Origin of the sequence: Marinactinospora thermotolerans DSM 45154 (assembly GCF_900167435.1) — a bacterium.
GTDB lineage: Bacteria > Actinomycetota > Actinomycetes > Streptosporangiales > Streptosporangiaceae > Marinactinospora > Marinactinospora thermotolerans.
In genome coordinates this window covers 159,368-181,341 of record NZ_FUWS01000005.1, presented here as the reverse complement: position 1 = coordinate 181,341, position 21,974 = coordinate 159,368, and the positions used below count along the sequence as shown (strand labels likewise).

Annotated in this window: 19 protein-coding genes; 6 read left to right on the top strand and 13 right to left on the bottom strand. The window is 72.3% G+C overall.

Going from position 1 to position 21,974, the window contains the following annotated elements; genetic code table 11:
- Positions 1-327 precede the first annotated feature (327 nt).
- Both B5D66_RS10575 and B5D66_RS10570 read left to right on the top strand, forming a co-directional pair.
- Positions 328-1,248: an aminoglycoside phosphotransferase family protein gene (locus tag B5D66_RS10575; protein ID WP_078761514.1), complete on the top strand. Its 921-nt coding sequence runs from the start codon at positions 328-330 to the stop codon at positions 1,246-1,248.
- 196 nt (positions 1,249-1,444) lie between these two features.
- The gene (locus B5D66_RS10570) at positions 1,445-2,542 is read left to right on the top strand and encodes a glycerophosphodiester phosphodiesterase (protein ID WP_078761513.1); all 1,098 of its coding nucleotides are present in this window, start codon (positions 1,445-1,447) and stop codon (positions 2,540-2,542) included.
- 37 nt (positions 2,543-2,579) lie between these two features.
- Here the strand turns inward: B5D66_RS10570 and B5D66_RS10565 are convergent, their stop codons facing one another.
- The 6 genes from B5D66_RS10565 to kdpF form a co-directional block, all read right to left on the bottom strand.
- Complete coding sequence (locus B5D66_RS10565; RefSeq protein ID WP_078761512.1) at positions 2,580-3,275, bottom strand: response regulator; 696 nt, start codon at positions 3,273-3,275, stop codon at positions 2,580-2,582.
- Positions 3,275-5,830 carry an ATP-binding protein gene (locus B5D66_RS10560; RefSeq protein WP_078761511.1) on the bottom strand — a complete coding sequence of 852 codons (2,556 nt, stop codon included), beginning with the start codon at positions 5,828-5,830 and terminating at the stop codon, positions 3,275-3,277. Before B5D66_RS10560 ends, B5D66_RS10565 begins: the two co-directional genes overlap by 1 nt.
- A 68-nt stretch (positions 5,831-5,898) precedes the next feature.
- The gene (gene kdpC / locus B5D66_RS10555; RefSeq protein ID WP_078761510.1) at positions 5,899-6,483 is read right to left on the bottom strand and encodes a potassium-transporting ATPase subunit KdpC; all 585 of its coding nucleotides are present in this window, start codon (positions 6,481-6,483) and stop codon (positions 5,899-5,901) included.
- A gap of 1 nt (position 6,484) precedes the next feature.
- Positions 6,485-8,593, bottom strand: a complete 2,109-nt coding sequence (gene kdpB / locus B5D66_RS10550) for a potassium-transporting ATPase subunit KdpB (RefSeq protein ID WP_078761509.1) — start codon at positions 8,591-8,593, stop codon at positions 6,485-6,487.
- A gap of 1 nt (position 8,594) precedes the next feature.
- Positions 8,595-10,271 (bottom strand): potassium-transporting ATPase subunit KdpA, encoded by a 1,677-nt coding sequence (gene kdpA / locus B5D66_RS10545; RefSeq protein WP_078761508.1) that lies wholly within the window; start codon positions 10,269-10,271, stop codon positions 8,595-8,597.
- 3 nt (positions 10,272-10,274) lie between these two features.
- On the bottom strand, positions 10,275-10,367 hold the full coding sequence (gene kdpF / locus B5D66_RS25720; RefSeq protein ID WP_200813608.1) for a K(+)-transporting ATPase subunit F: 93 nt from the start codon (positions 10,365-10,367) through the stop codon (positions 10,275-10,277).
- Between the two features lie 311 nt (positions 10,368-10,678).
- Here kdpF and B5D66_RS10535 point away from each other — a divergent pair, with 311 nt between their 5' ends.
- Entirely contained in the window at positions 10,679-11,653 is a 975-nt protein-coding gene (locus tag B5D66_RS10535) for an LLM class flavin-dependent oxidoreductase (RefSeq protein ID WP_078761506.1), read from the top strand.
- Positions 11,654-11,661: 8 nt separating this feature from the next.
- On the opposite strand, the gene B5D66_RS10530 is transcribed toward B5D66_RS10535, so the two are convergent.
- The 5 genes from B5D66_RS10530 to B5D66_RS10510 form a co-directional block, all read right to left on the bottom strand.
- Positions 11,662-12,618, bottom strand: coding sequence for a quinone oxidoreductase family protein (locus B5D66_RS10530; RefSeq protein ID WP_078761505.1), 957 nt, complete (start codon positions 12,616-12,618; stop codon positions 11,662-11,664).
- A 198-nt stretch (positions 12,619-12,816) separates the two neighbouring features.
- On the bottom strand, positions 12,817-13,872 hold the full coding sequence (locus B5D66_RS10525; RefSeq protein ID WP_159457251.1) for an ABC transporter substrate-binding protein: 1,056 nt from the start codon (positions 13,870-13,872) through the stop codon (positions 12,817-12,819).
- A 151-nt stretch (positions 13,873-14,023) separates the two neighbouring features.
- Positions 14,024-14,833, bottom strand: coding sequence for an enoyl-CoA hydratase-related protein (locus B5D66_RS10520; RefSeq protein WP_078761503.1), 810 nt, complete (start codon positions 14,831-14,833; stop codon positions 14,024-14,026).
- A gap of 228 nt (positions 14,834-15,061) precedes the next feature.
- The gene (locus B5D66_RS10515; RefSeq protein ID WP_078761502.1) at positions 15,062-15,277 is read right to left on the bottom strand and encodes a DUF397 domain-containing protein; all 216 of its coding nucleotides are present in this window, start codon (positions 15,275-15,277) and stop codon (positions 15,062-15,064) included.
- Positions 15,274-16,140: a helix-turn-helix domain-containing protein gene (locus tag B5D66_RS10510; RefSeq protein ID WP_078761501.1), complete on the bottom strand. Its 867-nt coding sequence runs from the start codon at positions 16,138-16,140 to the stop codon at positions 15,274-15,276. Before B5D66_RS10510 ends, B5D66_RS10515 begins: the two co-directional genes overlap by 4 nt.
- Before the next feature lie 279 nt (positions 16,141-16,419).
- Here B5D66_RS10510 and B5D66_RS10505 point away from each other — a divergent pair, with 279 nt between their 5' ends.
- Both B5D66_RS10505 and B5D66_RS10495 read left to right on the top strand, forming a co-directional pair.
- A complete protein-coding gene (locus B5D66_RS10505) occupies positions 16,420-16,872 on the top strand; it encodes an ATP-binding protein (RefSeq protein WP_159457250.1) in 453 nt (150 codons plus the stop codon).
- A gap of 351 nt (positions 16,873-17,223) precedes the next feature.
- A complete protein-coding gene (locus B5D66_RS10495; protein WP_078761498.1) occupies positions 17,224-17,643 on the top strand; it encodes a hypothetical protein in 420 nt (139 codons plus the stop codon).
- Positions 17,644-17,914: 271 nt separating this feature from the next.
- Here the strand turns inward: B5D66_RS10495 and B5D66_RS10490 are convergent, their stop codons facing one another.
- Positions 17,915-18,667: a protein phosphatase 2C domain-containing protein gene (locus B5D66_RS10490; protein WP_078761497.1), complete on the bottom strand. Its 753-nt coding sequence runs from the start codon at positions 18,665-18,667 to the stop codon at positions 17,915-17,917.
- Between the two features lie 221 nt (positions 18,668-18,888).
- Here B5D66_RS10490 and B5D66_RS10485 point away from each other — a divergent pair, with 221 nt between their 5' ends.
- Positions 18,889-20,376 carry a carboxylesterase/lipase family protein gene (locus B5D66_RS10485; RefSeq protein WP_078761496.1) on the top strand — a complete coding sequence of 496 codons (1,488 nt, stop codon included), beginning with the start codon at positions 18,889-18,891 and terminating at the stop codon, positions 20,374-20,376.
- A gap of 39 nt (positions 20,377-20,415) precedes the next feature.
- Here B5D66_RS10485 and B5D66_RS10480 read toward each other — a convergent pair whose 3' ends face one another.
- Positions 20,416-21,501 (bottom strand): type I restriction endonuclease, encoded by a 1,086-nt coding sequence (locus tag B5D66_RS10480; RefSeq protein ID WP_078761495.1) that lies wholly within the window; start codon positions 21,499-21,501, stop codon positions 20,416-20,418.
- Between the last annotated feature and the right edge of the window lie 473 nt (positions 21,502-21,974).

Here is a 21,974-nt window from a genome sequence, read left to right as displayed (position 1 = left end):
TCCGCTTTATACCCCCTGGGGGTATGTGGTCGTCAAGTGGCGCCTCCCCCGGGCGCGTTCACGCTCCCACGCCGCTCGGGGGAGGCGGGGCAGCCCACGACATCGGGCGTGTTGCGAACGGCACCCCCCAAAGGGGATTCGTCGCCGCCGAGGCGGGCAGGAAGGCAGTCAGGAGTCCGGTTCCGGACGCGACGGGACCAGGCCGGCCGCGGCCCTGGGGACACCGCGGGTACCGGGACGCCGCGCAGGTCACGCCGACCCCCGGCGTGCCGCGGGCACCGGACGCACCCCGAATCGGCCGCGGCGCGGATGCATAAGGTGGACCCTATGAGCGACGTCACAGCGCAGTTGGTCGATGACGAACAGCGAGACAGGCTGGTACGACGCTTCGGCGCCGGAGCACGGAACTGGCTGGCCGCGATGCCCGCGCTGGTCGATGAGATCGCCCGCGAGTGGGGACTGACCATCGACGGACCCGCGCCCCACGGCGCCACCTCGGTGGTCCTGTACTGCCGGCGCGAGGACGGCACCCCCGCCGTGCTCAAGGTCGGCCCCGAACCCCGGTTGATCCGCAACGAGGCGCAGATCCTGCGGCTGTGGGAGGGCACCCGGCGGGTACCGGAGGTGTGGCAGGTCGACGGGCGGCGCGGCGGCCTGCTGATGGAGGCGATCTCACCGGGGCGCTCCATCGCCGAGGCCGAGCGAGCGCCGACCGTGGAGGAGATCGCCGCGCTCATCGCCGACCTGCACGGCGCCGACATCCCCGAACGCGACCGGGGGCGCCTGCACCCGCTGCACAGCCGCATCCACTTCGTCTTCGACCTGTGGGAACGCTACCGGGCCGACGGACTGGCCGCCGAGTTCGTGCCCGCCTCCGTGCTGCACCACGGCCACGCCCGCGCCCGCGCCCTCGCCTCGGGCGAGGACGACCTCGTTCCGCTCCACGGCGACCTGCACCCCGGCAACGTCCTCGACGGCGGCCCCGAGCGCGGCCTGGTCGCGGTCGACCCGCGCGGCTGCCTGGGAGACGCCGCCGCCGACGCGGCCGACTGGGCGCTGTGGCGCGTCGAGTCGGTCGAGGAGATCGAACACCGCGCCGCCATCCTCGCCACGGGCGTCGGCGTCCCCACCGAGCGGCTGCTGGCCTGGGCCCGCGCCCTCGCCCCGATCATGGCGATCGCCGTCGCCAACCGCGGTGGCGCCTCCAGCGCCTCCTTCGCGACGCTGATGGACTTCGGCAGCTGCTGACCGGCCCTCGCTCCCCGGCCGCGGTCCGCCCCCTCCACGACGCGCCGTGACCGCGGCCGCGCGCCTGGCCGCTCCCGGCCGCGCCCGCCAGCGTTCAACCGCCCGTGGGATGTCGTTCAATCGGCAGGGGTCGGGGGGACGCGCCGACCCGGCAGGGTTCCCCCGTTCGCATCGTCACCGAACGCGAGGGAGAACCATGCGGCGCAACGCACCGGCGCGGGCCTGGACCGGCGCTCTGACCACCTTGTTTCTCCTCGGCGCGGGGCTGACCACCGTGGCGGCCCCCGCCGCGGCCGACACCGCCGGGGGCGAGGAGTCCCTGGTGGAGACGCCGTGGGTCATCGGCCACCGGGGAGCCTCGGCCTACCGGCCCGAGCACACGCTCGCCGCCTACGAGCTGGCGGTGCGCCAGGGCGCCGACTTCTTCGAACCCGACCTGGTCGCCACCAAGGACGGCCACCTCGTCTCGCGGCACGAGAACGAGCTGGGCGGGACCACCGACGTCGCCGACCACCCCGAGTTCGCCGACCGCAGGACCACCAAGGTCATCGACGGCGTGAGCGTCACCGGCTGGTTCGCCGAGGACTTCACCCTCGCCGAGCTCAAGACGCTGCGGGCCGTCGAACGCATCCCCGACATCCGCCCCGGCAGCAGCCGCTACGACGGCCGCTACGAGATCCCCACCTTCGAGGAGATCCTCGACCTGCGCGAGGAGCTGTCCCGCCGCCACGGCCGGCAGATCCCGATCATCCCCGAGCTCAAGCACGGCGCCTACTTCGACTCCATCGGCCTGGACCTGGAGGAGAAGGTCACCGACGCCCTCGCCGAGCGCGGGCTCACCGACGAGGACGACCCCGTGGTCCTCCAGTCGTTCGAGCCCGACAGCGCCCGCGAACTCGACCGGCGCACCGACGTGCGGATCGTCCAGCTCATCAGCGGCGGCCAGCGCGAGCTGACCACCCCCGAGGGGCTGGACGAGGTGGCCGGCTACGCCGACGCGATCGGCCCGACGATCTCGCTGGTCCTGCCCACCGGACCCGACGGCCGCGCGGGTGAGCCCACCTCGCTGGTCGCCGACGCCCACGACCGGGGGCTGCTCGTCACCCCCTACACGCTGCGCAGCGAGAACGCCCACCTGCCCGACGGCTACGACAAGGGCTCCCGGCCCGACAAGTACGGCGACCACCGCGCCTACTACACCGCGGTCCTGGAGACCGGGGTGGACGGCGTGTTCTCCGACAACCCCGACCACCTGTACAAGGCGCGCCAGAAGTTCCTGCGCGACCGCCGGTGACGGCCGGCCGCCGGGCGGAGCGCGGTCCGCCCGGCGGTCAGCCCTGTTCCGTGGGAGGCTCACCGGGCTCGAAGCGATACCCCATCCCCGCCTCGGTGATGAGATGGCGCGGGTGCGCGGGGTCGGCTTCGAGCTTGCGGCGCAACTGCGCCAGGTAGACGCGCAGGTAGTTCGTCTCGCTCTGGTAGGCCGGCCCCCACACGTCGTGCAGGAGCTGCCGCTGGCTGACCAGCCGGCCGGCGTTGCGCACCAGGATCTCCAGGATGTGCCACTCGGTGGGGGTCAGCCGCACCTCCCCGCCGTCGCGCAGCACCCGCTTGGCGCCGAGGTCCACGGTGAACGTCGCGGTGCGCACGACCGGCGCCTCCTCGACGCGCACCGCGCGCCGGGCCGCCGCGCGCAACCGGGCCAGCAGCTCGTCCATCCCGAACGGCTTGGTGACGTAGTCGTCGGCGCCCGCGTCCAGCGCGCGCACCTTCTCCCCGGCCGAGTGCCGGGCGGACAGCACGATGATCGGCACCGCCGACCAGCCGCGCAGCCCCTCGATGACCTCGATCCCCTCCATGTCGGGCAGGCCCAGGTCGAGCAGCACGATGTCGGGGGCGCGCCGGGCCGCGGCCTCCAGCGCGCCGGCGCCGTCGGCGGCGGTGTCCACCTCGTAGCCGCGCGCCCGCAGGTTGATCCGCATGGCGCGGACGATCTGCGCGTCGTCGTCGACCACGAGCACCCGCATCACCCGGTCCCCTTTCCGCCGTGCCGTCCCTTGTCCGCGCCACGCAGCGTGAACACCATGGTCAGCCCCCCGCCGGGGGTGTCCTCGGCGGCCAGCCTGCCCTCCATCGCCTCGGTGAACCCGCGCGCCACCGCCAGCCCCAGGCCGATGCCCGTGCCCCGCGGAGCGTCGCCGAGCCGCTGGAACGCCTCGAAGATCCGCTCCTTGGACTCGTCGGGGACACCCGGGCCGTGGTCGGCCACGCGCAGCTCCACCGTGTCGCCGAGGGCGCTCGCGGCGATCCGCACCGGGGCCGCGCCGGGAGGGTTGTGCCGTACGGCATTCTCCACCACGTTGGCCACCGCCCGCTCCAGCAGCCCCGGATCGACGGCCACGCGCGGCAGGTCGTCGGGGACCTCGACGAGCACGGCCCGCGCGGGCACGCCGATGAGCGTGGCGGGGACGATCTCCTCCAGGCCGACCGCCTTGACGTTGGGCCGGACGGTGTCGGTCTGGAGGCGGCTCATGTCGAGCAGGTTGCCGACGAGGCCGTTGAGCCGGTCGGTGGACTCCTCGATGTTCTCCAGCAGCTCTCGCCGGTCCCGCTCGTCCAGGTCGATGTCGGTGGCGCGCAGGCTCGACACGCTCGCCTTGATCGAGGTCAACGGCGTGCGCAGATCATGGGAGACCGCGGCGAGCAGCGCCGTGCGGATCCGGTTGCCCGCGGCCTGGCGGCGCGCCTCGGCGGCGTCGCGGGCCAGCCGCTGGCGGTCCAGCGCGATGCCCAGGTGGGTGGCGAAGGCGCCCAGCACCCGGCGGTCCCCGGCGGCCAGGACCCGGCCGCGCAACGCGAGCGCGAGCGTGTCGCCGACCGACACCAGCACGTCGGCGTCCTCAGGGCGGTCGCAGGGGTCGGAGCCGACCCCCGCCAGGGGCCGCCACCGCCCCGTGTCGTCCTGCTCCAGCAGCGCCGCCGAACGCTGCCCGAACGTCTCGGTGATGCGCCGTAGCAGCGCCGGGATCGGGTCCTCCTCGCCGAGGACGCTGCCGGCGAGGAGGCTGAGCGTGCTCGCCTCGGCGCGGGCGCGGGCGGCCTGCGCCGAACGGCGCGTGGACACGTCCACGATCAGCGCCACCACCACCCCCACCACGACCGAGACGACCAAGGCCACCAGGTTGTCGAGCTGGGCGACCGTCAACCGGTACAGGGGAGGGGTGAACAGCAGGTTGAGCAGTGTGCTGCCCCACAGCGCCGAGAACACCGCCGGGCGCAGCCCGCCGATCAGTGCCACGGCCACGGTGATGAGCAGGAACAGCATCATGTCGGTGGACAGGCCGAGCAGGTTCAGCGGCGGCAGCCACAACCCCGCCGCGACCAGCGGCGGCGCCAGCGCCGCCACCACCCACCCCCACCCGCGGCGGGCCCGGCCCAGGCCGGCCGCCGCCGGCGGCGGCAGCAGCCCCATGCCGCTGCCCACGTGCTCGTGGGGGACGATGTGCACGTCGACGTCACCGGCCTCGCGTGCCACGGTCGCCCCGACGCCGGGCCCGAACACGTACTGCCAGCTGCGCCGGCGGGAGGAGCCCAGCACGATCTGGGTCGCGTTGACCCCGCGCGCGAAGTCCAGCAGCGCGCCCGCCACATCGTCGCCCAGGACCTGGTGGTAGGTGCCGCCCAACTGCTCCAGCAGCCGGCGCTGGTGGGCCAGCGCCTCGGGCTCGGCCGAGGACAGGCCGTCGCCGGAGACCACGTGAACCCCCATGAGGTGGCTGGGCTGGGGCCGGCCGCCACGGGAGCGCGCGGCGATCCGCGCCGCGCGGCGGATCAGCGTCTCGCCCTCGGGGCCGCCGGTCAGCGCGACCACCACCCGTTCGCGGGCCTCCCAGGTCAGGCGGATGTTGTGCTCGCCCCGGTAGCGGGCCAGCCCTTCGTCCACCCGGTCGGCGACCCACAGCAGCGCCAGCTCCCGCAGCGCGGTCAGATTGCCCTCGCGGAAGTAGTTCGACAGCGCGGCGTCGATCTTCTCCACCGGGTAGACGTTGCCGTGCGACATGCGCCGGCGCAGCGCGTGCGGCGACATGTCGCACAACTCGATCTGGTCGGCCCGGCGCGCCACCTCGTCGGGGATCGTCTCGCGCTGGCGCACCCCGGTGATCTGCTCCACGACGTCGTTGAGCGACTCCAGGTGCTGGATGTTGACGGTGGAGATGACGTCGATGCCGGCCTCCAGCAGCTCCTCGACGTCCTGCCAGCGTTTGGCGTTGCGCGACCCCGGCACGTTGGTGTGGGCGAGCTCGTCGACCACCGCGACCCGCGGGGCCCGGGCGATCACCGCCGCCACGTCCAGCTCCTCGAACGCCACGCCACGGTGGACCAGGGTGCGCCGCGGGACCACCTCCAGCCCTTCGAGGAGTTCGGCGGTGCGGGGCCGCCCGTGCGTCTCGACGAAACCGACGACGATGTCGGTGCCGCGCTCCCGCCGACGCCGCGCCTCGCTCAGCGCGGCGTAGGTCTTGCCGACGCCGGGCGCCGCGCCCAGGTAGATCCGGAGTCTGCCACGTGCCACACCACTCATTGTGCTGCCTGGAGAAAAGGCCGCGGCCGCGCCCCGGGTGGCGCGTCCCGGGGCACGGCCACGGCGGTTCAGGCGTCCTCCAGGGCCAGGTTCAGCGTCAGCACGTTCACGCCCGGCTCGCCGAGGAAGCCCAGGGCGCGGCCGGTGGTGTGCTCGCGGACCAGCGCGCGCACCTCTCCCGGGTCCATTCCCCGGGCCCGGGCCACCCGGACGGCCTGGAGGTCGGCGTAGGCCGGCGAGATGTGCGGGTCGAGTCCGCTGCCGCTGGCCGTCAGCGCGTCGGCGGGCACCTCCTCGGGCGCCACGCCGTTCTCCGCGGCCACGGTGGCCCGCCGCTCCTCGACCGCGGCCGTCAGCTCCTCGTTGTTGGGGCCGAGGTTGGAGGCGCCGCTGGCCGACCCGTCGTAGCCGTCGCCGGCCGCCGAGGGGCGGGGGTGGAACCACCGCGGCCCCGAGAAGGACTGTCCGAGCAGTTCGGAACCGACGACCTCGCCGTCGTGGGTCACGGGCGAGCCGTCCGCCTGGTGGGGGAAGACGAGCTGGGCCACGCCGGTGACCGCCAGCGGATAGGCGACCCCGAGCAGCACCGTCATGACGAGCAGGACCCGCGCCGCGGCGAGGTGGCGGCGTAGCCAGGGAGAGGTGGAGGACATGTCAGGCCAATCCGGGGATGAGGGAGACGACGACGTCGATGAGTTTGATGCCGACGAAGGGCGTGATCAGGCCGCCCAGGCCGTAGATCAGCAGGTTGCGGCGGAGCATCGTCGCCGCGTCGCCCGCGCGGTAGCGCACGCCGCGCAACGCCAACGGGATCAGCGCGACGATGACCAGCGCGTTGAACACCACCGCCGAGACGATCGCCGACTCCGGGCTGGCCAGCCCCATGATGTTGAGCGCCCCCAACCCCTCGTAGCCGGCCATCCCGGCGAACAAGGCCGGGATGATCGCGAAGTACTTGGCGACGTCGTTGGCGACGGAGAAGGTGGTCAGCGCGCCGCGGGTGATCAGCAGCTGCTTGCCGATCGCGACGATGTCGATGAGCTTGGTCGGGTCGGAGTCCAGGTCGACCATGTTGCCGGCCTCCTTGGCCGCGGTCGTGCCCGTGTTCATCGCCACGCCGACGTCGGCCTGGGCCAGCGCGGGGGCGTCGTTGGTGCCGTCACCGGTCATCGCGACCAGGCGCCCGCCCTCCTGCTCCCTCCTGATCAGGGCCAGCTTGTCCTGGGGGGTCGCCTCGGCCAGGAAGTCGTCGACACCGGCCTCGGCCGCGATCGCGCCCGCGGTGCGCGGGTTGTCGCCGGTGACCATCACCGTGCGGATCCCCATCGCGCGCAGCCGCGCGAACCGGTCCCGCAGGCCGGGCTTGACGACGTCCTTGAGGTGGACGACGCCCAGGACGCGGGCGGTGGAGCCGTCGCCTTCGGCGACGACCAGCGGGGTCCCGCCCTCGGCGGCGATCGCCTCGACCACCTCGGTCACCGCGGCGTCGTAGGTCCCGCCGGACTCCTCGACCCAGCGCCGCACCGCCGAGGCCGCGCCCTTGCGGACGCCGCGCCCCCCGGGCAGGTCCATGCCGCTCATGCGGCTCTCGGCGCTGAAGGGCACCGCGGTGGCCTCCCGCGCCGGCGGGACGGGGCCGGTCTCGCGCTCGCACAGCACCACGATGCTGCGGCCCTCCGGCGTCTCGTCGGCCGCGCTCGCGGCCAGCGCCGCCGCGGCCAGCTCCCGCGCGGTCACGCCGGCGGCGGGCAGGAGCGCGTGCGCCTGGCGGTTGCCCAGCGTGATCGTGCCGGTCTTGTCCAGCAGCAGCGTGTCCACGTTGCCGGCGGCCTCCACCGCCCGGCCCGACATCGCCAGCACGTTGCGCCGCACCAGGCGGTCCATGCCGGCGATGCCGATCGCCGGCAGCAGCGCGCCGATCGTGGTGGGGATGAGGCACACCAGCAGCGCCACCAGGATCAGCACGGAGGGGCCCGAACCGTCCCCCGAGGCGTAGGCCGCGAAGGGGGACAGCGTCACCACGGCCAGCAGGAAGCACAGCGTCAGCGAGGCCAGCAGCGCCCCCAGCGCGATCTCGTTGGGCGTCTTCTGCCGGTCGGCCCCCTCGACCAGCGCGATCATCCGGTCCAGGAAGGTCGCGCCGGGCTCGGCGGTGATCCGCACGACGATCCGGTCGCTGAGGACGGTGGTACCGCCCGTGACCGAGCTGCGGTCGCCCCCGGACTCGCGGATCACCGGGGCGGACTCGCCGGTGACCGCGGACTCGTCCACGCTGGCGACCCCCTCGACGACGTCGCCGTCGCCGGGGATGACGTCACCGGCCTCGCACACCACCAGGTCGCCCACGCCCAGCCGGGTCGCGGGGACGACGTTCTCCACGCCGCCCTCGAGCCGGCGCGCCGTCGTCTCGCGGCGGGCCTGGCGCAGCGTGTCCGCCTGCGCCTTGCCGCGGCCCTCGGCGATCGCCTCGGCCAGGTTCGAGAAGATCACGGTCGCCCACAGCCACAGCGTGACCACGACCGCGAAGACGCTCGGCTCCACCACGCAGTAGACGGTGGTCAGCACGCACCCCACCAGCACCACGAACATCACCGGCTGGGCGGCCATCGACCGGGGGTCGAGCTTGCGCAGCGCGGCGGGCACCTGCGCGAGCACGGCCCGCGCGGTCAGCCGGCCGGCCGCCGCGTCCGCGCGGGAGGGAGCCGGCGCGGCCGACCCGTCGGTGCCCGAGGGGGCGGGGGTGAGGGTATCGGTGTCGGACATGTCAGAGCAGCCCCTCCGCGATGGGCCCCAGCGCGAGCGCCGGGAAGAAGGTGAGACCGGTGACGATGACCGTGGTGGCCACGACCATCGTCACGAACAGGGGACGGTGGGTGGGCAGCGTGCCCGCGGTGACCGGAGCCGGCTGCTGGGCGGCCAGCGCGCCCGCCAGCGTCAGTGCGAACACGATCGGCAGGAAACGGCCGAACAGCATCGCCAGGCCGATCGCCGTGTTGTAGAAGAAGGTGTCGGCGCCGAGACCGGCGAAGGCGCTCCCGTTGTTGTTGGCCCCCGACGCGAAGGCGTAGAGGACCTCGGTGAAGCCGTGCGCACCTGGGTCGCCCATCGAGGCGCGCGCCTGCGGCAGCGCCATGGCGATCCCCGTGCCCACCAGCACGAGCGCCGGTGTGGTCAGGACGAACAGGGCGATCAGCTTGATCTCGCGGGCGCCGATCCGCTTGCCGAGGTACTCGGGGGTGCGGCCGATCATCAGCCCGCCCAGGAACACCGCGAGCATCGCCAGCACGAGCATCCCGTACAGGCCCGATCCCACACCGCCCGGCGTGACCTCGCCCAGCAGCATGTTGAACAGGACCATTCCGCCGCCCAGCGGGGTGAAGGAGTCGTGGAAGGAGTTCACCGCGCCGGTGGAGGTGCCGGTCGTGGCCGTCGCGAACAGCGCCGACGCCCATTCGCCGAAACGGACCTCCTTGCCCTCCATCGCGGCGCCCGCAGCCTGCGTCGCCGCACCGCCGCCGTGGACCTCGGCCGCCGTCGTCGCGGCCAGCGACACGCAGAACAGGGTCGCCATCGCGCCGAGGATCGCCAGGCCGTGGCGGTGCGAACCGGCCCCGGACCGCGCCAGCAGCGTCCCGTAGGTGCGGGTCAGCGACACCGGGATGAGCAGGATCAGGAAGATCTCGAACAGGTTGGTCCAGGCGCTGGGGTTCTCGAAGGGGTGCGCCGAGTTGGCGTTGAAGAAGCCGCCACCGTTGGTGCCCAGCTCCTTGATGACCTCCTGCGAGGCCACCGGACCGCCCGGAACCAGCTGCGTCCCGCCCCCGAGCGTCGCCTGCTCGGTCAGGCCGGAGAGGTTCTGCACCACCCCGCCCGCGACCAGCACCAGCGCGCCGGCGAAGGACAGCGGCAGCAGGACGCGCACGACCGTGCGGACCAGGTCCACCCAGAAGTTGCCGAGCGTGTCACTGCGGCGCCGGATCAGGCCGCGCACCAGCGCCATCGCCACGGACATGCCCACCGCGGCCGACAGGAAGTTCTGCACCGCCAGCCCGGCCATCTGGGTGAGGTGGCTCATCGCCGCCTCGCCCGAGTAGGACTGCCAGTTGGTGTTGGCGGCGAACGACACGGCGGTGTTCCACGCCTGGTCGGGGTCGACCGGACCCATCCCGATGGACAGGGGAAGCCACTGCTGGACCCGTTGGAGCAGGTAGACCAGCAGGATCGACAGCAGGGAGAACGCGAGCACACCGCGCAGGTAGGCCCCCGGGCGCTGCTCGGTGTCGGCCTGCACCCCGCACAGCCGGTAGACCAGGCGCTCGGCCGCGAGGTGGCGGGTGGAGGAGTAGACGCGCGCCATGTGGTCGCCCAACGGGACGTACACGGCGGCGAGCAGGCAGAACAGCAGGGCGATCTGGAGCAGCCCCGCCAAGGTGTCGGACACGGCCTAGAACCTCTCGGGAAGGACGAGGGCGACGACGAGGTAGACCAGCAGCGCGATCGCGACGACCAGGCCGGTGATCTCCAGGACGGGGGTCACAGCCGTCCCACCCCTCTGGCGACCAGCCCGACGAGCGCGAAGCACGCGAGCGTCAGGGCGATGTAGACGGCGTCCAGCACGGGGATCGCTCCTTTCCGCCGCGCCCGGCAGGGGACCGTCCCCCTGCTCGAACAAGCCCGGCAGAAGGATTGAACTGCGCATTTGCGGCGTTAATGGGCGTGTTAACGCGGTCCTGACGCGGGCGCGCGCGACGTTGACGGGTCCTTAACGCCGAATGGGGGGAGCGCCCACCTGGCCGGGCGCACGCCCGCTGGCTAGGCTGCCGGCAACGCCCAGTCGAGGAGGACGCCGTGGGTCCCGACATCGGTCTCCAACTTCCCTGCCGGCTGCCGCCCTCCCGGCTGGTCGCCCTCGCCCGCGACGCCGAACACGCCGGCTTCGACGAGGTGTGGATCGTGGAGGACTGCTTCTACGCCGGCGGCGTCGCCACCGCCGCGAGCGTCCTCGCGGCCACCGAGCGCGTCGTCGTGGGCATCGGGATCCTGCCCACGGTCGTGCGCAACGCCGCGTTCACCGCCATGGAGCTGGCCGCGCTCGCCGACCTCCATCCGCGCCGCCTCATCGCCGGTCTCGGCCACGGCATGCGCGACTGGATGCGCCAGGTCGGGGCCGCGCCCGCCTCGCCGTTGACCGCGCTGGCCGAGCACCTCGACGCGGTCCGGGCCCTGCTCGCCGGGGAGACCGTCACCGTCCAGGGACGTTACGTGCGGCTGGACGGCGTGCGACTGGAGTTCCCACCCGAGGCGGTGCCGCCGGTCCTCGCCGGCGTGCGCGGGCCGAAATCCCTGGAGGTGTCGGGGCGGCACGCCGACGGCACCCTCCTGGCCGAACCCGCCTCGCCCGCCTACATCACCGCGGCGCGCCGGGCCATCGCCGAAGGCCACACCGACCCGCGCCGGCCGCACCGCCTGGCCGCCTACACCTGGTTCCACGTGGGCGAGGACCTGGACGAGGCCCGCGACGCCCTGCGCCCCGCGATCGCCGCCGCGGTCACCGACCCCGCCTGGGCGGCCCACCTCGAACCGCTGGGCTACGCCGGGCAGGCCCGCGAACTCGCGGACCTGCCCGAGGAGGAGCGCGCCGGCGCGCTGCCCGACGCCTGGATCGACGAGCTCGCCGTGGTCGGCACCCCGCGCGACTGCGCGGCCCGGATCGGCGAGCTGTACCGGGCCGGCGCCGACGCGGTGGTGCTGCTGCCGGGACCCGACACGGCCGGACAGCTCGCCCGGGCCGGGGCCGACCTGCTGCCCCTGCTGCGTTCCTGACGCGGGGGTCAGCGGGTCGGGTCGAGGACGAGCTTGCCCGTGGTGGCGCGCGAGCGCAGCGCCTCGTGGGCCGCGCGGGCCTGGGACAGCGGGTACTCGCCCCCCAGCACCGGGCGCAGCTTCCCCGCGCCGACCAGCTCGAACATCTCCGTCATGGCCCGCCCCACGACGTCACCCGGCAGCAGGAAGGCGTGCGGCAGCCACATGCCGCTGACCGTCGTGGAGAAACGCATGAGGTTGGCCGGGCGCACGGGCCGGGGCTCCTCGCGGGAGGCCATCCCGTAGAAGGCCAGCCGGCCGAACGGCGCGAGCGCCCGCAGGCTCTCGTCGGTCACCCGGCCGCCGGTCATGTCGAGCACCGTGTCCACCCGGCGACCGCCGTTGGCCTCGATCAGGGCGGCCGTCATGTCCTCGGCGCGCGAGTCGACGGCCACGTCGGCGCCGAGTTCCAGGGCGAGCTTCCGCTTCTGCGGGCTGCTCGCGGTGGCGATGACACGGCCGGCCCCGAACGCGCGGGCGAGCTGGACCGCCAGCGACCCCACGCCCCCGGCCGCCGCGTGCACGACGACGGACTCCCCCGCCTCCAGCCGCACGTTGCGGCGCAGCAGCACCCACGCGGTCGCCCCCTGGACGAGCAGCGCGAGCGCGGCGGCGTCGTCAACGTTGTCGGGGACATCGAAGGTCAGGTTGGGGTCGGCGACCGCGCGCTCGGCGTATCCGCCGCTGCCGAGCATGGCCACGACCCGTCGCCCCTCGGGGGTGTGGCCGACGACCTCGCTCCCCGGGACGAGGGGGAGGGAGGCGGGGGCGAGGTAGGAGTTCTCGGCCTGGTGGGTATCGGCGTAGTTGACCCCGGCCCGGGTGACCTCGATCGCGACCTGTCCGGGGCCGGGAACGGGGTCGGGGAGCTCGACCGGGCGCAGGACCTCGGGACCGCCGAACTGGGTGATCTGGATGGCGCGCATCTGTCGTCCTTCTCGGATCGGGAACCGGCGACCCGAGCATACCGACCAGGTGGTACGCCGGCCGTACCCGACCGGGACGCCCGTCCCCTCCCCGCGCTCCTCGGACGGGACGGGAACCGGGCCGGGCCGCCCGGCGTCGGAGACGACGGTGCCCCGCCGTAAGAGGGAGACGGCGGGGCACCGGAGCGGGCGCGGGGACTACGACTGCGCGCCGAACTCCTGCTCGAACCAGTCGGCCGCGTACATGGCCGCCAGGTAGTCGGGACGGCGCACCTCGGTCGGGATGGGGAAGGCGCTGTCGTTCTCGAACGCGGGCAGCTTGCTCCACAGCGCGTCCTCGGCCAGCTCCGACACCGGCGTGTTGGTCTGGCTCTCATAGACGAGCAGGGTCTCGCCGGTGAACACGTCGGTGATCTCCTCCTCGCTCACCGGGGCCCACTCCTTGTTGCCCTCCTCGGGGGTGGCGACCTCCTCGGCGGGCTCGAACCCGAAGTCGGTGAGCAGCCGCATGCCGGGCGACTCGTTGGTGAGGGTCTGGATGCCGTTCTCGCCGGACGAGGCGACGTTGGTCGGCTGCTCGGGCAGGTCGGCGCCCTCGGTCACCTCGGCGACACGGGTCTCGTAGCCGTCGAGCAGCTCGGCGGCCTTGTCCTCGGCGCCCAGCATCTCGCCGAGCGTGGTGAGCTGCTCCTGCCAGGTGGAGTCGGAGGAGTCGATGAAGATCGTCGGCGCGACCGCGCTGAGCTGGTCGTACATGTCGCGGGCGGTGGCCATCGGCCGGCCCACGCCGCCGGCGACGATCAGGTCGGGTTCGGCGGAGGCGAGCGCCTCAAGGGAGATGTCGGCGGTCGTGGAGAAGATCTCGACGCCGGCCTCCTGCGCGGCGCCGTTCCAGTGGACCGGGAAGCCGTCCTCGTCGTAGCGCACGCCGCCGCTCATGCCGACGGCCGTGCTCGCCACGGAGGCGTCGAGGGAGAGCAGGTCGCCGGTGAGGGTCGGGTTGAGCGAGACGATGCGCTGCGGCTCGCTGGGGATCTCGACGTCGCCCATCTCGGTGGAGACGGTCCGCGTGGCCGGGGCCGCGTTGTCGGCCTCGGCGGTGGACTCGCCCGAGCCGCCCGAGCCGCAGGCGGTCAGGGCCAGCAGGCCGGCCGCCGCGACGGCGGTCAGCCGCAGGCTCGCGGTGACGCGACGCCGCGTGGTCAAGGAGCCGTCACCGGCGGGGGACGGAGCGTCTTCGCTGAAGGGGGACATCGGGTCGGGTATCCAATCCTCGAAAAACACAAAAAGCGACATGAGGGGACAAAATCCCACTGAGAGGTTAGCCTAACCTAAATCTGTTTTCGAGGTGGTGGGGGGTACCCCGGACCGGCCGACCCGGCCGGCCCGCGGCCTCACGACGGCGCTACTCCCCGGCCGGCAGCCCGGGAAACGCGGCCGGGCGCCGTTCCAGGAAGGCCGCCACCCCCTCGTGGAAGTCCGGCGAGGCGAACGCCCCCGGCATCAGCTCGGCCGCCTCGCGCGCGGCCTCCTCCAGGCCGGTCTCCAACCCGCGGTAGACCTGGGCCTTGATCGTCGCCATCGACATCGGCGAGCAGGAGCGCGCGAGCTCCCGGGCGTACTCCAGCGCCGCCTCCAGCACCTCCTCGCGCGGCAGCACCCGATCCGCCAGACCGATGCGCTCCGCCTCCTCGCCCAGCACGATCCGCGACGACAGCAGCAGGTCCAGTGCTCGGCTCGTGCCGACCAGCCGGGGAAGCTGCCAGGCGATCCCGTACTCGGCGATCAGTCCGCGATGGCTGAACGCGGTGGTGATCTTGGCGTCCCGCGCGACGAAGCGGAGGTCGGCGAAGAGGGCCGCCACCAGGCCGACCCCGGCCACCGAGCCGTTGACCGCGGCGATCACCGGTTTGCGCACCCTGACCGGCATCGACATGGGGCGGCGTCCGTGCCGGAAGGAGGCCGGATCCAGCGCGGCCAGCGCCTCCATGTCGGCACCCGCGCAAAATCCCCGCCCGGCACCGGTGATGACGACGGCGCGCACCCGAGGGTCACCGTCGGCCTCCTCCAGGAGGTCGAACAGCCGCTCCTCCATCGCAGGGGTCCAGGCGTTGAGCCGCTCGGGACGGTTCAGGGTCAGCAGCAGCACGCCGTCACGCCGCTCGCTCAGCACCTGGCGCTGCGGATCCCTGGCCCAGTCGGGGGTCTCGGACATGGTCGCTCCTCGTCGCCGCGGATCGGGTGGGGCGATCCTACGAGGCGGGATGTGGCCCATCCCACGGCGAATACCCGTTCTGGGCGTCTCGGCATCCGGTCGCCTTGTGCGTGGTGGTCGAGGGGAGAGGTGCGGGCTGGGACGTCCGGGGCCGTGATGAATGGTGAAGGCCCGCCCGGTGGATGATGGGCGGGCCTGTTTCAGGGATGCCAGTGGGGTGGCCGGGGGTCAGGGGCGGTGGAACTCGCCGTTGCGGGCTCCGTCGAGGAAGCACTCCCATTCGTGCGGGGTGAAGAAGAGACGTCCGCCTTCGGGGTCCTTGGAGTCGCGGACGTAGGTTCCCCGGTCGGTGTGGGCGACCTCGACGCAGCCGCTTGAGCCCTGGCTGGCCGTGGCCTTGAACCACCGCAGGAAGGGATCGTTTTCTGCCGGGTTGGTCGTCATCGCAGTTCCTTGATGGTGGCGTCGATGAGGAGGCGGGTCTCCTCGTAGTCGAGGGCTTCGCTGGTGAGCAGGTCGAACATCTTCGTGTGCCGGTCGATCTGTTCAGGCTTTTCCAAGTAGGCGTTGCCGGCCTGGGATTCCACGTAGACCACGTCAGGGTGGGCCGGCGTCGAGAAGCCTATGAGGTAGAAGGGGCCGTCCAGGGCGGGGTGGGCACCGCGTGAGAACGGCAGGACCCTCAGACCGATGTTGGGCTGTTGGGAGGCGTCCAGCAGGTGCTGGAGCTGGGCGCGCATGACCTCGGAGCCTCCGATGGGGCGGCGGATGACGGCTTCGTCGAGGACGAGTTCTAGACGGAAGGGCGGATCGGCGCGCTTCAGGAGTTCTTGGCGTTTGGTGCGCAGGGCGATCCGGCGCACCAGCTCGTCGCTGTCATCGAACAGTCCCAGCGAGGTGTGCTCCAGGACGGCCCGGGCGTAGTCGCTGGTCTGAAGTAGGCCGTGGACGAGCTGAGCCTCGTAGGCGCGCAGGGAGACGGCGGCGTGCTCCATGCCCATGTAGGAGCCGAACTCGGCGGAGAGGACGTCTTCGAACTCGGACCACCAGCCAGGGGTTTGGGCGTCACGGGCCAGTTGGAGAAGGTGATCCTGGACTTCGGGAGGGACCTGGTAGAGCTCGCACAGGTCTCGTACATCGCGGATACGGGGTTTGGCTTTCGCCAGCTCGATCCGGCTCACTCGTGTGGTCGAGCATTCCAGGTGGGCCGCTGCTTCTTCCAGTTTCACGCCGGCCTGTTCGCGTCGTCTGCGTAGTTCCATGCCGAGCTGGCGCAGGCGGATCGTGGGTGCCTGGATCGGTGGCATGTGTTCTCCTCCGTGCGCCGTCCGTCGCGTCGTGTGCGCTCAGTCATTGTGCCCGTCCAGGTGGGAGGGGGCGACCTTGGCTTAAGCGGGGTGACTCCCTCGAAGAGAGGCGGAGCTCTTAGCTCAGTGCCATTGGCACTAGACCAATGGCACAGGGTGAGTTACCTTCTACTCATTGTTCTCGCGTCTTCGCTCTCAGTAGCGAAGGGGAGGGGGAGGGACATGACAGATGCTCGATTCACCGGTGCCCAATGGAGGTCGGTGGAGGGAAGCCGTGATGTGAGCCGTGTGCGCCACGGCGTCCTACAGCGGCTACATCAGCTTCACGTGGCCGGTGGCGACCTTGACGACGCCGAGCTCATGGTCGGTGAGCTGGTGGCCAACGCCGTACGGCATGGGGCGGATCCGGTCGGCGTCGTGGTGTGGCTGGCGGGGGCGGCCTGTGCGGTGGTGGAGGTGCGTGACGCCGGACGTGGGATGCCGGAACTGCCTTCGGTGAAGGACCCGGCCGAGATCGATCCACTGTCCGAGGGCGGGTGGGGGCTGGCCCTGGTCACCCGGCTGTCGCGGGGCCGCTGTGGCGTGGAGGTCCTGCCGGTGGGCAAGTCGGTCTGGTTCGCCCTTCCCCTCGCGGGGAAGACGGCTGGATCGTCTCCCATCCCGCCGTCGGAGGCGATGGCGGTCCTGGTGAAGGAACGGATCCGCGCCGAGACCGCGCACGGGCGAGTGTGATGAGCGGCCACGCTCGGCACCGGGAGGCCGCCGCCCGTGTCACCTGGGATCGGGAGCGCCGGCATGTGGGCGCCCTGCCACTGGTGCGCCGTGGCGTTCCGGAGCACACCCGCCTGGGGCCGGCGATCTGCCCGGACGGTACCTGGCGACTGGGCTCCGCCGGAACCTGGACCTGGCCGGAGGAGACCCCGATGTCCCGCGCGCGACGGCCTGTGCGGGATTCATGCTGCGCCGGACGGCACGGCAAACGTGAGAAGGCTCCGGCGGATGTCGTGACCATCCCCGGAGCGTGGACCCCGACCTGAGCGACAGGTGGAGGACATGACCAAGCTTAGGACCCGCCCGACACCAATGACCACTGTCCGCCGTGTCCTGGAGGAGATGGTGCTGTGGCTGTTCGGTATGACGGCCCACCGCGATCCGGCCACCCGTGCGGCGCTGGTGATGCCGGAGAACAAGGAGGCGCCCGTCCTGGAAGGGGCGTCATCCTCCCGTGGAGAGCGGCTGCCGTCCGGACCGCGCCGGAGTCCTTCGGAGGGGGAGGCCGGCCGGCACGCGGATCCGCCGCTCTACATCGGGCGTCACCGCCGCAGGCGGCCCACCGCGACCTCCGCGGACACCGCTCTGCTGCGCCGGGTCCTTGACGGATCGCGCGCGCTGGAAGCGCCCGCCGACCCCGGAGTGGAGGGGGGACACGGCCCGGACGCCGACGACTACGCCACGCAGACCCTGGTCCGCCCCTACCTGCCGCCTTTGGATCAGGTCGCCTGAAACCGTCGTCATGGGCGGGCTCGCGGCATGCGCTACGGGTCTCGCCCATGACGTCTTGCGCGGTGCCGGATCGGGACCACTCTTGGGCAGCCAATTCGGATCGGTGGTCAGGTGTTCGCCCAGGTCGTCGAAGAGTGGGGTGAACCGAGCCGGACGGGGCTGTCCTCGGCGGCGGCATGGGCGGCGCTCACCAGGCCGGCCCGGCCATGGCGCGACGGAGCGCCGGCGATGCGACTCGTGGACCATCGTGCGGGGAGAGGCGCCCGCAGCGTCACGGCCGGGCGTACAGCGCCGTCGCGTCGTCGTGCCGCTTGCCGCGCGGCACCCCGTGGCGGCGCTCCTCCGCGCGCACCCAGGAGATCAGCGAATCGGGGCCGTGCTCGTCGAGGTGCTCCCACACCGACGACCAGGGATGCCCGTAGTACTCGGCCAGGCGGGTGCAGCCGTCGGTGAGCAGCGCGAACCGGGGGTCTTCGCAGCGCACCGAGCCGGTGACCGCCTCGTGGGCGGCCTCGGCGACCGTGCTCGCCACCCAGAAACCACCCGGGACGTTGCGCGAGGCGCTGACCAGCTCGCGCGAGTAGGGGCGCCCGCCCGGCAGGTGGTCGAGGCGGTCGTCGCAGACCACCGTCACCTTCCCGTCGGGGTCGGGCAGCAGCACCGCGGAATCGGCCAACACCAGGTACTCCACCCCCGCGCCATCCTCGGCGCGGCGGGCGACGGCCACCGTCGCCGAAGGACTGTCGGGGTTGCCCAGGTCACAGCCGCCGCCGTGGTCGGCGCGCACGCGCTCGATGGCGCCCGCCAGCGCGTCGGGCAGCGTCGGGCGGCGCGCCGCCGACAACTCCCAGGCCAGCGCCGCGCCCAACCGCTCCACCAGCCAGCGCACGTCGTGCCGGCAGCCGGAGTCCACCCCCGGCGCCGCGGTCGCGCCGTCCAGCACGAACGCCCAGTCCATCGCCGCCGCCGCGTAGTCCTCGTTGCGGGCCCCGACACCGCGTTCGCTCGCATACGTCACTCGCACGAGAGCCCACTGTAGTGACCCGGCGGGCGCAAGGAGCCAGGATCCATCGCAGCCAGGACCGGCCAGGCAAGCGGGGGAGGGCGGGCCACGGGCATGCTCCGGGACCACGGGTAACGGGGTGCCACCGGCGGGCCGGCCGGCGGCGCCTTACCACGCCGCCATCTTGACACCGACCGGTCGGTCTCTATAGGACGGGGTGAGCCCAGAGAAGAGGTACGGACATGCGAACCGAGGTCGACACCCGAGACGGCAGGGTCCGCGGCGTCGCCGAGAACGGCGTCGTGGTGTTCCGCGGCCTTCCCTACGCCGCCCCACCCGTCGGCCCCGCCCGGTTCCGCCCGCCCACCTCCCCGCGACCCCGGGAGGGGACCCGCGACGCCGGGGCGTTCGGCCCGACCGCGCCGCGCTCCCGCTACCCCGAGAACATGGACGCGCTCATCTCCGAGCGCTTCATCCCCGGGGACGACTACCTCAACCTCAACGTGTGGACGCCCGACCCCGGCGCCACAGGGCTGCCGGTCATGGTGTGGATCCACGGCGGGGCGTTCACCAACGGCTCGGGAAGCGAACCGGTCTACGACGCGACGGCCTTCGCCCGTGACGGCGTCGTCGCCGTGACCTTCAACTACCGGCTCGGGGTCGAGGGGTTCGCGGTCCTGGAGGACGCGCCCGCCAACCTCGGCCTGCTCGACCAGATCGCCGCGCTCGAATGGGTTCGCGACAACATCGCCGCCTTCGGTGGCGACCCCGACCGCGTCACCGTCTTCGGGGAGTCCGCCGGGGCGATGAGCGTCGCGACGCTGCTCAGCCTGCCCCGCGCCCGCGGCCTGTTCCACCGGGCCATCGCCCAGTCCGGCGCGGCCAACGCGGTCAACCAGCGCGACGACGCCGCCGTCGTCACCCGGGTCCTCGCCGACCGCCTGGGGGTGGCCCCCACGACGGAGGGACTCGCCGGCGTCCCCCAGGACCGGATGCTCCACGCCCAGGCGCAGGTCTCGTTGGAGCTGCAAGGCCTCCCCGACCCCGCGGTGTGGGGCGAGCGCATCGCCGCCGGAGTGCTGTTCCTGCCCTTCGCCCCCGTCGTCGACGGCGAGCTCATCACCCAGCGGCCGATCGACGCCATCCGCGCCGGCGCCGGGCACGACGTGGACCTGCTGTTCGGCACCACCACCGACGAGCACCGGCTGTTCCTCGTCCCCGGCGGGCTGATCGACCTCATCCCCGAGGAGTTCGCCGTCGGCCTCCTGACCCAGGCCGGCCTGGGGCCCGAGGCCGCCGAGGTCTACCGGCAGGCCACCGGCGCGGTCACCGCCGGCGACCTCTTCGCGGCGGTCAGCACCGACCAGGTGTTCCGCATCCCCGCGCAGCGGATGGCCGAGGCCCGGGCCGACGCCCCCGCGGCGACGTTCGGCTACGAGTTCGCCTGGCGCACGCCCGTCCTCGGCGGGCGCCTCGGCGCCTGCCACGCCCTGGAGCTCCCGTTCGTCTTCGGCACCTCCGCCCCCACGCTGACCGGTCCGGACGCGCCGCGCGGGCTCGCCGAGGACATGCACGCCGCGTGGGTGCGCTTCGCGGTCACCGGCGACCCCGGGTGGCCGCGCTGGGACCCGGACACCCGCGCCACCATGCGCTTCGACCACCCGGTGAGCGAGGTCGTCTCCGACCCGGGCGCGCGCACCCGCCGCCTCTGGGACGGCCGGACACGGTGACCCCGGGGCGGCTCCACGGCCGCCCCGGTGGTCCGGTGCTCAGTCCAGGTAACCGCGCACCGAGGCGCGGATCGTCTCGCTGTGGAGGTAGATGTCGTCGAGGGAGCCCAGCAGGTGACGGGTCTCCCGCTTTTCGGCGTCGAACAGGCCGAGGTACTTCTTGGACTTGCCGTTGAAGTGCAACCGGGCGATCGGCTTGCGGTTGTTGTCGTCGAGCAGGATCGCGAAGTAGGACTTCGAGTCACGGTGGGCGATGCGCTGCGGTTTCACCTCGCTGCACGCGATCGCCTTGACGATCTGGTACCCCTCTAGTTCTTCGAGGGTCGTCTCGATCGTCGTGTCCCGGTCCAGATCCTCCTGCGCGACCTCGTCGCTGCTGATGGCCCCAGCCGTGGACTCCGTGTCCTGTCCCGAGCTGAGCGCCGTCTTCAGTCGCTCGTTGACCTGGTCGTTCAGGTACTGTGCCGCGGCCTTGCGCACGAGCGGCGCGAACTGCTCACGGACCCGTTTGGTGAAGGAGCCCTCGTGGACCCGTGAGGTGAAGAAGCGGATCCATTCGTCGTCGGGGTCCTTGAACTGCGCCGCCAGGGTCCGCTTGATCTCGCCGATGTACTTGAGCTCTCCCGCCGCGCTGATGACGGAATCGAGGTCGAAGTCCTCTTTCGTTAGTTTGCGAAGTTCCGGGAGGAGGGTCTCGTCGATGTCACCGAAGTCGAAGACGAGGAACGGCTTGGCGTCCATCCGGTTCGGAGCGTCGAGGTCGGTGTAGAAGTGGTAGGCACCGCCATTGGTGAGGACGGCGATCCGCGCGTTCGTGACGGAGAAGTAGCGATACAGCTGCGAAGCGTGCTCGATCTTGAGTGCTTCGCCTGATTTCTTGCATTCGATGAGGATCTGCACCTCGCCGTCGCGCATGATCGCGTAATCGACCTTCTCCCCCTTCTTCACCCCCACGTCGGCGGTGAACTCGGGGACGACCTCCAGCGGGTCGAACACGTCATAACCGAGGATCGTCGAGATGAACGGCATGACAAAGGCGTTCTTCGTCGCCTCTTCGGTCTGGATCGCGCCGTGTTGGTTCTGCACTTTCGCGGCGAGCGCGGCGGTCCTCTCGGTGAATTCCATGTCCCGTTCCTCTCTGGCCGCCCGGTGGACCGTTCGCGTTGCTTGCCGGGCACGCCTCCGAACCGAAGGGTGAACTCCGATAGGGGTGTGTGTTGCGTCTCAGTGTTCCATAGAGAAACGGGTGAAAGGTGTGAATTGGTAATAAGAGGTGGCTTCTCGGCTCCAGTGGCAGATAGCGGTCTCGGTGAGGAGACGCGCCGATCCGCCGGCCGTCACCGTACTGTTCGACGAAGCGGGAACGCGTGAAACTCCAGTCGGCTGACGGCCTCCACCGTGCGTTTCCGCTGGACCGCCCATCCCGTCCCAAGCCGAGGGCGGCCACGGCGTGACGGCATATGGGGCCGCCGGCCGGGAACGTGCCGTTCGGCCGCCTGCCCGCGTCCTCGTCCCAAGGTCCAGACCGTTTGTCCGATGTCGGCCGGTTCCTGGAAGCGGATCCGGGACCGAGTCGGGCGGAGAAGGGAGGGCGGCGC

Bases quoted from the DNA above. Each gene is read 5' to 3' on its own strand.
- kdpC (WP_078761510.1), bottom strand. From the start codon at position 6,483: ATGTCCTCCACCTCTCCCTGGCTACGCCGCCACCTCGCCGCGGCGCGG.
- B5D66_RS10570 (WP_078761513.1), top strand. From the start codon at position 1,445: ATGCGGCGCAACGCACCGGCGCGGGCCTGGACCGGCGCTCTGACCACC.
- kdpB (WP_078761509.1), bottom strand. From the start codon at position 8,593: ATGTCCGACACCGATACCCTCACCCCCGCCCCCTCGGGCACCGACGGG.
- B5D66_RS10485 (WP_078761496.1), top strand. From the start codon at position 18,889: ATGCGAACCGAGGTCGACACCCGAGACGGCAGGGTCCGCGGCGTCGCC.
- B5D66_RS10525 (WP_159457251.1), bottom strand. From the start codon at position 13,872: ATGTCCCCCTTCAGCGAAGACGCTCCGTCCCCCGCCGGTGACGGCTCC.
- B5D66_RS10560 (WP_078761511.1), bottom strand. From the start codon at position 5,830: ATGAGTGGTGTGGCACGTGGCAGACTCCGGATCTACCTGGGCGCGGCG.
- B5D66_RS10480 (WP_078761495.1), bottom strand. From the start codon at position 21,501: ATGGAATTCACCGAGAGGACCGCCGCGCTCGCCGCGAAAGTGCAGAAC.
- B5D66_RS10520 (WP_078761503.1), bottom strand. From the start codon at position 14,833: ATGTCCGAGACCCCCGACTGGGCCAGGGATCCGCAGCGCCAGGTGCTG.
- B5D66_RS10515 (WP_078761502.1), bottom strand. From the start codon at position 15,277: ATGACGACCAACCCGGCAGAAAACGATCCCTTCCTGCGGTGGTTCAAG.
- B5D66_RS10530 (WP_078761505.1), bottom strand. From the start codon at position 12,618: ATGCGCGCCATCCAGATCACCCAGTTCGGCGGTCCCGAGGTCCTGCGC.
- B5D66_RS10495 (WP_078761498.1), top strand. From the start codon at position 17,224: ATGACCACTGTCCGCCGTGTCCTGGAGGAGATGGTGCTGTGGCTGTTC.
- B5D66_RS10565 (WP_078761512.1), bottom strand. From the start codon at position 3,275: ATGCGGGTGCTCGTGGTCGACGACGACGCGCAGATCGTCCGCGCCATG.
- B5D66_RS10575 (WP_078761514.1), top strand. From the start codon at position 328: ATGAGCGACGTCACAGCGCAGTTGGTCGATGACGAACAGCGAGACAGG.
- B5D66_RS10510 (WP_078761501.1), bottom strand. From the start codon at position 16,140: ATGCCACCGATCCAGGCACCCACGATCCGCCTGCGCCAGCTCGGCATG.